The organism is Paenibacillus sp. FSL H7-689, from assembly GCF_000517905.1.
Lineage (GTDB): Bacteria > Bacillota > Bacilli > Paenibacillales > Paenibacillaceae > Paenibacillus > Paenibacillus amylolyticus.
Window position 1 is genome coordinate 74,563 of the sequence record NZ_ASPU01000007.1, and the last position, 12,660, is coordinate 87,222.

Here is a 12,660-nt window from a genome sequence, read left to right on the forward strand (position 1 = left end):
GTTGTGGAGGCATTGAGACGAGACATGTGGCAGGCGTTGAATGCTCAGGACAAAGAGGCTTGGATGCGTAAGCTTGTTCGTCAGTTACCAGACGGTATGGTATATGAGGGTCTCGAGACATTTGAACGATTCGGTCAGCGGATGGAGACAGGTGTATTTACGGAGGATGGGCTGAGATTTGTGTTTGTCCCTGGGGATCAAGTAACACTCGGCTGGGATCGTTGGCAGCATGGTATGAACGAAGAGACCTCAGCCGACCTGCATGAAACGGTCAGTGAGTATGGTGTGGAGGACGTGGATTCGTTTCTAGCGAGTCAAATGTCACCTGTAAGAACGGTCAACATTGCGCCGATGCTTGTTGAATGCGAACTGATCTCACTTGGCTGGATTGAAGTGTCCAAGGAGGAAGCATTTGCACAGGAAAATCCTGATTTCCCTTCAGCACTGGAGCAGTTTAAGCAGTCGGAGATCCGTGAATATGAACTGCATCAACAATTTCGTCTGATTCGCCAAAGTGAGAATGAAGTCCGAATCCTGTGGTTCAACGAAGGAATAGAGTTGGAAGACGTTGTGAGGGAGGAAGCTACAGCGGGTTTTGGTTTACTAACCGAAGACGAATGGGAGTATATCTATGGCGGCGGTTGTCGCACGTTATTTCCCTGGGGTGACAGCTTCGACTATACGATGAGATTGAAGCACTTTGGAAGTCTGGAAGGCGTGGATGAATTTGTGGATGGATTGGCAGAGACGGCCTCTTCACGGGTTGAAGAAAAGGATGATTGTCCTTATGATCTGGAACTGCCAAATTTCTTCGGAGTGCAATTTGCCGGTGATCCCTACAAGTATGAGCTTACACTGGATTCGGTTGGAGATGTGATGCCCAAAGGCGGAGACGGCGGTAGCCTGATATGTGGCGGTACAGGGCCGCTAGTTGGTTTCTTGCCTGCTGCTGCGGTCTATTATCGAGACGTTAATGCCAGTGAACTCGACTGGGAGGATTTGATGGATGCGATGGTCTATCGCAGGGTTGTTCGTTTAACGGAAATGACACTGTAATTATGACGAAACGTATCTATCAAGCTATAGTTGCATATACAGATGTGGAAGAGCCCTTTGTTGCAAAGCTTGAGCATACAAAACACACATCAAATCAGCCCCAGCTCATAGAGCGGGACCGAAATGATGTGTGTTTCTTTTTTTGTTTATTTCACTTTTTGTACGGATACCGCCATTTGCTCCAGTTGAGTGTGAGTCAATTGGTTATTCGGCGAGCTGATGGTTACATAACGATCATCCAGCTTGAATGTGAGCATATCCGTTTGGTCTGGTGTATACCATTTGGCTGATACGCCATTAGGCAGTTTTACCGTTTTGCCATCATAGCTGAACGAGTAATCTTTAGGGGATACCGTTACATTCATACGATTAAAAACAAAGTTTACACCATCACCACCCGCACCTACGCTTTTGAACGTATCTCCAGCAACCATATGTTGTGGGGCATAGGCTGTTGTGAACCCGTCAAACTTCGCAAATGCTTTGCGAATGTTATCCAATTGTTGTTTGCTATAGTTCACATCTGCAAATGCAGTGATCCCTTGATCATTGTTGCTGTTGGCTTTTTGAACAGAGACAGCGACTTGTTGCAACTGAACTTGGCTCAGCTTATGATCCGGGGAGCTAAGGGTAACGTAGCGATCATCCAGTTGGAATGTGAGCATGCCCGTTTGATCTGGTGTGTACCATTTGGCAATAACACCATTGGACAGTTTCACGTCTTTGCTCGTATAACCGTCCGAATAATCTCTTGGAGACACATCCACTTTCATATGGTTGAAAACAAAACTGACGCCGTCGCCACCCACACCTACACTTTTGAACGTGTCACCTGCGATCATCTGCTGAGGGGCATAAGCGGTCTCGAACCCATCGAATTGTGCAAAAGCTTTTTGAATGGCCTCTTTTTGTGCTGCGCTATACGTTACATTTGTCAGAGCTGATGGATTGCTCGTAGCTTGGCCGATAATGACTTGCCCTTTTTTGCCGTCATAGGATACAGGCACATGCAGTGCATCGGCAAGCGCTCGTACGGGCAGATAAGTAGAGTTGTTATAAGTAATTGGCGCAAGTTTGTTGCCATTGCCATCCGTTGGTGAGTAAGCCGCGCCATCGACATTAAAGCTGATTCCATGGTTAAGGTATGCAGAGATTTTCTCCAGTTGCGTTCCGGCAAATACACCCGTTGCTCCTGTTAATGTCATGCCCAGTACCATCATCGTTGCTACGGATTTCTTCATGTTTTTTTTCATCATATATCTCTCCTTCAAGTTGGGGGTTAGTTTTGTTTAATGGGCTCGCTGTCCCTTATGGCTTTATATTAAACCCCGAACATATCCGGAATAATTCTGAATTATCTCCAACTTGTAAACATGTGTATATAAACAGGAGACTGGCATCTGTCTGTTGAATAGATCGCTTAGGATCAGGAAATGAGGTGAAGGCATGACAATTTTTCATTACGTGGCAGTTCATTATGATATTGGGAACATTGTAGGATTTAGTGCCATAGAACACGGTAATAGTTCTAAAGCGATGTTGATCGAGTCTACACAAGGTAAGTTCGTTTTACGTAAATTGAGGAACGAACAACAGGCGTGGATTGAGTATGAAATGGTTCAGGCATTGGCATCCGTAAACATTTCACCATCCATTGTACAGACAAAATACGAGATTCCGTATATTACATATAATAATGAGATTTATAATTTGCAGATCTACATAGAGGATTTGCTTCCGCGTTCCCAAAGTAACATTGACTTTGTTCGGTTAGGTCAGGTGATAGACCTTTTTCATCGTATGACGAATCATCTTAAGGTTGCTGGTATGGAAGATCGTTTCGAGTTATCTCAATTATGGCGTGAGGTTTCCAATGTAGTGTTAGCCTCTTCATCCGAACAAATTCGTATGTTAGCGCAGCTTACAGAGGAGTGTCTGAAATTTCGCAAGACGAACCATTCAGTCATTCATGGGGATCTGGGCATGTGGAATTTGTTGTTTACAAAAGAGTCCATCTACATTATTGATTTCAGTGAAGTAAGAATGGACGATCATCATTTCGATCTGGCAGCTGTACTGACTTCTACAATTCCCTCGTCAACACATAGGCAAGAACTTGGAAAGATTATGGCTGACTTTGAAGATGGTTATGTGCAGGAGAATGCTGATTTTAACAGGAGGCAGCTTTACGAACAGTTACAAGTATGGATGTTACGCGGATTTTTGGCAGTAATCAGGGAGAGGGGAGATGGTCCCTCAACCATTGGATATGTAGAACGAAAACTGAAGCTGCTTGGCATGTTTGAACGTATTCTTTGCCGAATCGAAACATTTTAGTTAAAAAGATAGAGGATTAGTCCGCCAAAACCAAGTACAATCGCACCAACGTATACATAGGAAAGTTTGCTTAGGTTTTGCTTTGTGCGGCGGTCATATTCGGGGTTGCTGGTCTGATTGGCTTTGGAATTTCCGATGATCATGGTAGCAATACCTCCAAACAAGGCGATACCCACAATTAAAACATAAGGCAACCAGGTCATGAATGGACCTCCTTTGCGAATAATATGTTATGTCCTTATTGTACTTCAGGATAACCTTTGATGTAAGCTTTAGTTGAGAAATAAAGGAAAATGAAGTATCTATATTACAGTATGTATGTGGTCTTGGATCGGAAAGATCACTACAATTTTATATTTTTTTAATTCAAAAAAACCTTGATACAACAGGCGTTCGCAGCTTTCTTCACTGAAAGCTGTGAATTTTTTTTGCCCACAGAGTGATCCAGAATAGAGAACCCTGCGTTACACCCTATGAAGACGACGACGAGGAAAGAAATTATACACACAACATAATCGAGGAGTGAACACGTAATGAAAATGAAAATGAAGAAGTTTATCGCACCTGTACTTAGCTTGACACTGTTGATGCCGGGGATCGCTGGAGCAGCTGCCGCACCACAGACACCAATGACCATGATGAAAGCATCCGTGAACACACCTGCGGCTGACCTGAGAGCAAACCTGGACCACCTGTTGTCCGAGCACTTTGCACTCGCAGTAACGGCAATGGCCAAAGCATATGACGGAGCAAAAGATGCAGATGCAGCCTACAAAGCACTCGACCAGAATGCACTGGATATGCAACCAGCAATCGCTTCCCTATACGGTGACGCAGGTGCCAAAGAATTCGAACGCATCTTCCGCGCTCATAACAAATACACAGATGATCTGGTGAAAGCAACCAAAATGGGCAACCAGGCTGGAATCAAACAAGCACAGGCAAACATCAACGGTTTCGTGGATGAGTTCTCCACATTCCTGAGCACAGCTACCGAAGGCAAGTTGCCAAAAGCAGCAGCCAAACAGGCGCTGAAAGTACATGAAGATCTCGTGCAAAAAGTATTTGATGAGTATGTAGCTGGAGATTACGCTGATGCATACAAGGCTTACCGTGAAGGTTTCAAGGAAATGTTCGACGTAAGTAAGGCACTCTCCACAGCAATTACGACACAAATGCCTGAGAAATTCGAAAATACCAAAGCGGATACAAAAGCAGCTGATCTGAGATCTGCACTCAACCACTTGGCTTCCGAACACTTTGCACTTTCGGCTCTGCAAATGCAAGAGCAATTTGATGGACGTACAGCCGCTTCCAACGCACTGATTACAACTGAAGCTGGAAACACAGCTGACTTCAAAGCAGCAATTGCTTCCGTTTACGGTAATGATGGTGCCAATGCTTTCGAGAAAATTTGGGTAACGAACCACGTTAACGCACAAAGCGACTATGTAAAAGCCGTTAAAAACAACGATGCTACTGCTCGTGCAGCAGTAGAGAAACGTATTGCTGGATTCACAACAGAGTTCGCTACATTCCTGGATTCTGCAACAGCTGGTAATCTGCCAAAAGCAGCAGGACAACAAGCACTGACAACACATGAAAATCAAGTACAAAACGTATTGAATCAATATGCAGCAGGTAACTATGATGCTTCGTACACAACGAATCGTGAAGGCTTCAAAGTGATGTTTGGTGTAGGTCAAGCTCTGGGTAACGCCATCGTGACTCAATTCAACGACAAATTCCAAGAGCCAGCAACACCTGCACCAGCGCCAGAAATGACAACGGTGTGGATGCAACTGAACAGCAAAATGCTGAAAATTAACGACAAAACAACCAACATGGACACCACACCAGTGCTTTGGAAAAACACAACATACATTCCACTGCGTTTCTTGAGTGAAGGTATTGGTGCAACGGTGAAATGGGACAAAAAGGCACAACAAGTAACGGTAATGGCTGGCGATGATACGCTTGAATTCTGGGTGAACAACAACGTTATGGAAGTGAACGGCGTGAAGAAAAACGTGGGTGCAACTGTATTTGTTAACAAAGATGGACGTACGCAAGTACCTCTGCGCTTCATTGCTGAACTTCTGAACTGGGACGTGAAATGGGCACAAAAAGATGGTTCCATTACGCTGACTAAATCGATGTAATATAAAGTTTTCATATGAATCAAACAAAAGAGCTGCCCCATACGGCAGCTTTTTTGTATTCACCCAAAAGTTCAAATATTTGGTATAATCATCGAGTAATGACCTACATAACAGCTTGAATAGCCGATGGAGTCTAGAATGATGTATGATAATTTGGTATAAGCAAAATGAAAAGGGGGACAGAGGAATGAGTACATCATCAAAATCGGAGCGTCCAGCGAGAAATGTGGATACCCGGTTATTTGTTGCTTGGGCCGTTTCCGTTATCGCAACAGGGGGGAGTCTCTATTTCAGTGAGATCAAGGGCTTTCTTCCATGTGATCTGTGCTGGTACCAGCGTATATTCATGTATCCACTAACGATTTTGCTGGGCATTGCCTACTTTAAGGATGACGTGGGCATCACCAAATACGTACTCCCACTGAGTTTCGTCGGTGGCGGCATTTCGTTATATCATGTAACGATCCAGCGTATTTTTTCAGCTACAGGTAATGCCGTAGCGTGCGGTAAGGTTCCATGTTATACCGACTATTTGAACTGGTTTGGTTTCATCACGATTCCATTACTGGCACTGATCGCCTTTATTATCATCATCGTGATGCTGTGGGGTATCGGCAAAACACCAAAATCTTCTTAATAAGAAAGGATAGATGGTGATGAGCGGACAAGCTCGTTGGTTCATGCCCTTCATTATTCTGCTCCTCCTGACGGTGGGATGCTCTTATGAAGAACAGTCACAATCGGGCGAGATGCCAGAGATGATTAAAGTGAAACTTGACGTTCCAGAGAAGGCTTCTCTTCATAAACCAACAAGGTTGCAGGTGAAGCTTACACAGGGAGATGCACCGTTAAGTCAGGCTGACCATGTGCAATTCCAGATCTGGAATGAGCTTGATGATCCGCCTTCTGTATCTCCGGAACAAGGTATGATGACAGCGGACGAACTGGAGAATCAGGGGGCTATTACTGCCAATGAGTCAGAGGAAGGGCTGTATGAAATCCAGCATACCTTTGAAGAACCAGGTACGTATGTGGTACAGGTCCATGTTACGCACGGAGCTATGCATAGCATGCCGAGAGCGAGAATTGTAGCGGAATGAAGCAATGGGTTTATAATGTTAAAGGTATGAAGAATGTTGTAGGAAAAGAGGGTGTTATGGCAACTATTCATGATGTTGCACTCAGGGCAGGAGTTTCTGTAACTACCGTCTCGCGTGTATTAAACAACCGGGGATATATCAGTCAGAAGACTCGGGACAAAGTGTATCAAACCATGGACGAACTTAACTATCGACCCAATGAAATTGCCCGTTCTCTTCTGCGTAAGCAATCCAATGTTATAGGCTTGATTATTCCTGATGTATCCCATCCGTTTTTTGGAGAACTGGCTAGCTATGTTGAGTATCATGCTTACCAGAATGGATTTAAAATTATGTTATGCAATTCCCACATGGACCCTTCCAAAGAGCGTGAATATGTGGAAATGCTTAAGGGTAATCGCGTGGATGGAATTATTATGGGAAGTCATACACTGGAAGTTGATGAGTATATGAATCTGCATTCCCCAATCGTGACCTTTGATCGTAAGATCGGTGAAGACATCCCGTTTATCTCATCTGATAACTATCAGGGAGGGGTTATGGCTGCTGAATTGTTGCTCTCGAAGAACAGACGGCATTTGGCACATATCTGCGGTAATTTGGAATTGCAAATGCTGTCCAATCGCCGGACGACAGGTTTCGTTGATACATTGCAGGCTCATGGAGTCAAACCGGTTATGATTCATGAAACCGATCTGAATGTGTTTGATCAGCATCAGTATACGGAATTGGTGGATAAGCTGCTTGCACAACACCCCGAGGTGGATGGGCTCTTTGTAACGAGTGATCTGATGGCGGTGCATGCGCTGAAGCAGATCGTGTTAGGTGGGCGCAAGGTACCCGACGATATCGCTATTATAGGTTATGATGACAGTCGTGCGGCAGCGTATACGATGCCTGGCATAACAACGATCAGGCAGCCGGTGGAGGCCATGGCTAAGCTGGCGATTGATCTGATTCGGCGCCAACTCGCGGAAGAGAAGATCGGAATGGAGCATATTTTGCCAGTTACTATCGTGGAGAGAGAGACGACCTGATACAGGTCGTTTTTTCATATTCGTCCTTTTGCAACGGAAAAATGAAGTCGTAGAAATTTTTTTTTGAATGGTATGTCAAACGATTGACATGTCAAACCTTTGACATTATAATTCGATTTGTAAGCGTTTCCTTTTAAACTATTGATCGGGGGCCATAACAAGATGAAAAGAGAACAGAGATGGATGAAATTATCGGTATTGTCATTGACTATGATGCTTGTATTGTCGGCATGTGGAGGTAAAGCAGCGACGGAGTCCAACTCCTCCTCAGAGGGTAGCAGCAGTGAGAGTGTCAAAATCACCTTGCTTAATTCAAAGTCGGAAATTAACAGTCAGTTGGAACAAGTGGCTAAAGACTTTCATGCCGAAAATCCAAATATAACACTTGAAATTGTACCTGTAGGCAGTGGACAGTCTCCGTTTGAAAAAGCGTCTGCTTTGTATGCCTCTGGCAGCCCTACAACGATGATGATGCTGGATACAGGGGATGTCGAGAAATTCAAAGATCGTGTTCTGGACCTCACATCCGAGTCTTGGATGAAGGATGCTGTGGAGAATAGCACAGCGGCTACAACGTTTGATGGCAAAAATTATGCCTTCCCGTTCTCTATTGAAGGATATGGATTCATCTATAACCAGAATGTCTTGGATCAGGCGGTAGGTGGGACATTCGATCCAAAGTCTGTACAGACCACTGCACAGCTTGATGAGTTGTTCCAAAAGATCGCTGCTACTGGAAAATCACCTTTGATTGTATCTCCGATGGATTGGTCGCTTGGTGCGCATTATCTGGGGCTTGCATATGGTGGGCAGTCTTCAGACCGTGCGAAGGTGGATCAATTCATTACTGATCTGAAGGCAGGTCAAGTGCACCTTTCTTCCAATGCCGTGTTTAATGGCTTGTTAGATACATTTGATCTGATGAAAACCTACAATATTGACAAGGCTTCTCCACTGTCCGGAACCTATGAGCGTGGACCTGAAGTGCTTGGCAAGGGTGAGGTAGGTATCTGGTTCCAGGGCAACTGGGCATGGCCACAAATTTCAAGCTTTGATACAGCAGATGGAAAATATGGCTTCCTCCCGGTACCTGTGAGCAATAATCCAGATGATTTCGGTAATACGCAAATCTCTGCTGCCGTATCCAAACGAATATTGCTGGATAAGGAAAAGAGCACACCAGCGCAGCAGGAAGCAGCGAAGAAATTTTTGGACTGGATCGTTTATAACGAAAAAGGTCAGGATTTCCTGGTGAATCAAGCCAGTATTATTCCGGCATTCAGCAACATTACATTGGAGCCAACCGATCCACTTGGCAAATCCATTAGTGAATACATCAAGGCAGGCAAAATCGAGGAATCAATGAGCACACTTCCTGCGGATCACTGGTCCAAACTGGGTGCATCCATGCAGAAATATTTGGCTGACGTCATTGACCGTGCCGGACTTGCCAGTGAAATTCAGGCATACTGGAGCAACGTGAAATAAAGGAATTAATCATAGCCCTGTGCAGCACATAGAGAGAGACTTGCGGTACGCCGGAGATGGTGAACATACAGCTTCCACACGAGGTCTGTTCGACTTGTTTCCGGTATAACCGCCAGGCTAATCATTTGGATAGAGTGGAGGTTGACAATGCTGACCGAAAAAGGATTATGGACACGTTTGCGCACCCGCCTGATCTTTACTGGCCCGACATTATTTGCGTTTGCTACAGTGATGATTATTCCATTTTTGTATGGTATTTATTTGACGTTTACGAACTGGGATGGCATTGCCATCGATCAAAACTTTGTTGGCTGGGATAATTATATCGGTGTGTTCAAGGATACCGTGTTCTGGAAATCATTTGGGATGACGCTGGAGTACGTATTTATTACCGTTGTGCTGACCAATGCGGTTGCCTTCCTGCTCGCTTACGTTGTAACTCGGGGAATGAAGGCACAGGGCTGGTTTCGGGCTGGATTTTTCCTGCCAAATCTGGTGGGCGGAATCGTGCTTGGTTTCATCTGGCAGTTTATTTTTAATCAGGTACTCGTCTTTGCAGGACAAAAAATGAATCTCACGCTGTTCTCCACCTCTTGGTTGGCTGATCCGGATAAAGCGTTCTGGGCTCTCGTTGTGGTGACCGTTTGGCAGTATGCCGGTTATATGATGGTTATCTACATTGCAGGACTGATGAATGTGCCGAAGGATGTTATGGAGGCAGCCAGCATTGATGGGGCAAGTAATCGCAAAATGCTGGCGCGCATTGTATTGCCACTGATGGTTCCTTCGTTTATTGTATGCATCTTTTTGTCACTGCAACGGGGATTCATGGTGTATGATCTGAACGTCTCTTTGACCAGTGGCGGGCCCTTCAAGAGCACAGAGATGGTATCCATGCATGTTTATGAGCAGGCCTTTCTTGCTCGTGACTACGGATTGGGTCAGGCAGAAGCCTTTGTTCTGTTTATCCTTGTAGCCGCCATTACATTGCTCCAGGTCTATTTCAGCAAAAAACTGGAGGTCGAGGCATGATGGCTGGACAATCGCGCATTCTCAACTGGATGAAGTTTATTGCATTAATCATTGTGATGATTTTGTTTGTATTTCCGTTTGTGCTTCTAATCGTCAATTCGTTCAAGGCTAACCAGGCAATTACCTCCGATCCGCTGGGCTTGCCAAGCTCCTTTCAATTTGATAATTACGTCAATGCGTTTGACAAAATGGGATATGTATCCGCATTCAGCAATTCGTTGCTCATTACCATTGCAGGTGTATTACTGATTGCTCTTTTTGCGGCGATGACAGCCCATTACTTTGTTCGTCACAAAAGCAAGGTGAATCAGTATCTCTTTTTCCTGATGGTAGCTGCGATGATTATTCCGTTCCAGGCCATTATGATTCCATTGGTTAAAATATACGGCTCGCTCAGCCTGCTGGATAACAAGTGGTCGCTGATCTACATGTATATTGGCTTTGGCAGTCCGCTCGCCGTATTTATCTACCATGGCTTTATCAAAAGTATTCCCCTGGAGCTTGAAGAAGCGGCTCTAATGGATGGCTGCGGCAGAGTGCAGACCTTTTTCCGTATCGTACTGCCAGTGTTACTGCCAACAACCGTAACGATTAGCGTGCTGAATGTATTGTGGATATGGAATGATTTTTTGCTGCCTTCTCTGGTACTGACTTCATCCGAGCAGCGTACGCTGCCGTTGTCCACGTTTTATTTTTATGGGACATATACAGTGGATTACGGTCCATTGATGGCTGGTCTGGTGTTGACCCTGCTACCTGTCCTGATCGTTTATCTGTTTGCGCAGAAGTACATTATTCAGGGGGTCATGCAAGGGGCAATAAAATAAGTTCAGTCGGGTGATATAGAGAGAGACAGGAGTGAAGGACATATGAACCAGGAACGACACGAGAAGCAGGAAATAGACACAAGGCAAGAGACAGACCTTGGACTGACGAGTTCTTCGGCTCAAACAAAGGAGAGTTATACACTCGCCCGGGCCAACGCATATATCAAGGAGCATCGACATCAGGTTGATCCAACCTATCGAATGGCCTATCATTTGATGCCAGAGGTGGGCTGGATGAATGATCCCAACGGCTTCATATACTTCGGTGGGATGTATCATTTGTTCTATCAGCATTATCCCTATGAACCGGTATGGGGGCCGATGCACTGGGGCCATGCGGTGAGCCGTGATTTGGTTACGTGGTCTTACCTGCCTGTTGTACTGGCGCCCGATCAGAGCTACGACAGTGGAGGCTGTTTCTCCGGAAGTGCAATCGTGCAGGATGGCAAGTTGGTGCTGATGTACACGGGACATGTCGTGACTGGACCTGACAAGGATAACGATTACTTGCAGACACAGAATATCGCTGTCTCGGACAATGGGATTGATTTTGTCAAAAGCACGATGAATCCGGTCATTCGGCTGGATCAGATTCCGGAGCATACGAGTACGAAGGACTTCCGTGATCCGAAAGTGTTTGAACGAAACAGTGTGTACTATTGCGTCCTTGGATCGAATGATGCTGCGGGCAAAGGTGTCATTCTGTTATACCGCTCAACGGACTTGCTGGATTGGAGTTATGTCAACATTATGGCCCAGAGTGACGGGACGCTTGGCGACAATTGGGAATGTCCCGATCTGTTCACACTGGATGGCCGAGATATTCTGATCATGTCTCCGCAACGCATGCCTGCTCAGGGAGATAACTATCGCAACTTGCATTCGACCGTTTATATGATGGGAACGCTGGATGAAGACCAGGGTGTGTTGAAGTACGAGCAGTACGTTCCGTTGGACTGTGGCTTCGACTTTTACGCACCTCAGACGATGGAGGATGCACAGGGACGACGAATCATGGTGGCTTGGATGGATACGTGGGAAACGGAAATCCCGACACAACAGTCCCATGCCTGGGCTGGAGCGATGACGTTGCCAAGACAATTGATTCGTAGGGGAGAACGATTGATATTCCAGCCTCTTTCCGAACTTATACAGTACAGGTCGGAAGGCACCGAGCAGTATGGTATACATTTAAATGGTGATGAACATGATTTTGATCTTGGAATCAGTGGAGACCGTTACGAACTGTATGCTGTATTCGAAGCGGAACAGGCACAACACTTTGGGTTAAAGCTGCGCACGGGTGAGGATGAAGAAACCGTGATTTCCTATGATGTAGAGCAGCGGCGTTTATGCTTGAATCGCGAGCAGGCCGGACAAGGGCCGGGCGGAGAACGAGCTGCAACAGTGGAACTGCTTGACGGGAAACTGGAACTTCATATTTTTATGGATGTCAGCTCCGTTGAGGTGTTCATTCAGCAGGGAGAGCAGGTAATGACAGGGCGGATCTATCCTGGGCCGAGCTCAACAGGTATTAAGGCTTTCTCATCCGGAACGTGTACGTTGACCGAACTTCGCAAATGGGATTTACGAATTCCTCGATAAAATCTTTTCTAAAATA

Annotated in this window: 12 protein-coding genes; 10 read left to right on the forward strand and 2 right to left on the reverse strand. The window is 45.4% G+C overall.

All coding sequences use genetic code 11. The features are described from left to right. Positions 1-3 precede the first annotated feature (3 nt). Complete coding sequence (locus tag C170_RS04640) at positions 4-1,056, forward strand: hypothetical protein (RefSeq protein ID WP_155985026.1); 1,053 nt, start codon at positions 4-6, stop codon at positions 1,054-1,056. Positions 1,057-1,202: 146 nt separating this feature from the next. Here C170_RS04640 and C170_RS04645 read toward each other — a convergent pair whose 3' ends face one another. Then, on the reverse strand, positions 1,203-2,312 hold the full coding sequence (locus tag C170_RS04645) for a stalk domain-containing protein (protein WP_235200716.1): 1,110 nt from the start codon (positions 2,310-2,312) through the stop codon (positions 1,203-1,205). A 190-nt stretch (positions 2,313-2,502) separates the two neighbouring features. On the opposite strand from C170_RS04645, the gene C170_RS04650 reads away from it, so the two are divergent. Continuing rightward, positions 2,503-3,393 carry a phosphotransferase gene (locus tag C170_RS04650; protein ID WP_036606824.1) on the forward strand — a complete coding sequence of 297 codons (891 nt, stop codon included), beginning with the start codon at positions 2,503-2,505 and terminating at the stop codon, positions 3,391-3,393. Here C170_RS04650 and C170_RS04655 read toward each other — a convergent pair. After that, a complete protein-coding gene (locus tag C170_RS04655) occupies positions 3,390-3,596 on the reverse strand; it encodes a hypothetical protein (RefSeq protein ID WP_017692174.1) in 207 nt (68 codons plus the stop codon). The genes C170_RS04650 and C170_RS04655 overlap by 4 nt on opposite strands. A 336-nt stretch (positions 3,597-3,932) precedes the next feature. Between C170_RS04655 and C170_RS04660 the strand changes: the two genes are divergently transcribed. The 8 genes from C170_RS04660 to C170_RS04695 all read left to right on the forward strand — a co-directional run bounded on the left by C170_RS04660 (position 3,933) and on the right by C170_RS04695 (position 12,644). Beyond that, positions 3,933-5,555 (forward strand): copper amine oxidase N-terminal domain-containing protein, encoded by a 1,623-nt coding sequence (locus tag C170_RS04660; RefSeq protein WP_036607066.1) that lies wholly within the window; start codon positions 3,933-3,935, stop codon positions 5,553-5,555. Positions 5,556-5,742: 187 nt separating this feature from the next. Then, positions 5,743-6,192: a disulfide oxidoreductase gene (locus C170_RS04665; protein WP_047841622.1), complete on the forward strand. Its 450-nt coding sequence runs from the start codon at positions 5,743-5,745 to the stop codon at positions 6,190-6,192. 19 nt (positions 6,193-6,211) lie between these two features. Then, on the forward strand, positions 6,212-6,655 hold the full coding sequence (locus C170_RS04670) for a FixH family protein (RefSeq protein ID WP_036606827.1): 444 nt from the start codon (positions 6,212-6,214) through the stop codon (positions 6,653-6,655). A gap of 56 nt (positions 6,656-6,711) precedes the next feature. Beyond that, entirely contained in the window at positions 6,712-7,692 is a 981-nt protein-coding gene (locus C170_RS04675) for a LacI family DNA-binding transcriptional regulator (RefSeq protein ID WP_036607071.1), read from the forward strand. A gap of 162 nt (positions 7,693-7,854) precedes the next feature. Continuing rightward, entirely contained in the window at positions 7,855-9,180 is a 1,326-nt protein-coding gene (locus C170_RS04680; protein WP_081745855.1) for an ABC transporter substrate-binding protein, read from the forward strand. A 147-nt stretch (positions 9,181-9,327) separates the two neighbouring features. Further along, a complete protein-coding gene (locus C170_RS04685; protein ID WP_036606829.1) occupies positions 9,328-10,212 on the forward strand; it encodes a carbohydrate ABC transporter permease in 885 nt (294 codons plus the stop codon). Beyond that, complete coding sequence (locus C170_RS04690; RefSeq protein ID WP_036607075.1) at positions 10,212-11,039, forward strand: carbohydrate ABC transporter permease; 828 nt, start codon at positions 10,212-10,214, stop codon at positions 11,037-11,039. Before C170_RS04685 ends, C170_RS04690 begins: the two co-directional genes overlap by 1 nt. 42 nt (positions 11,040-11,081) lie before the next feature. Then, positions 11,082-12,644, forward strand: coding sequence for a glycoside hydrolase family 32 protein (locus C170_RS04695; RefSeq protein WP_081745856.1), 1,563 nt, complete (start codon positions 11,082-11,084; stop codon positions 12,642-12,644). Positions 12,645-12,660: the final 16 nt, after the last annotated feature.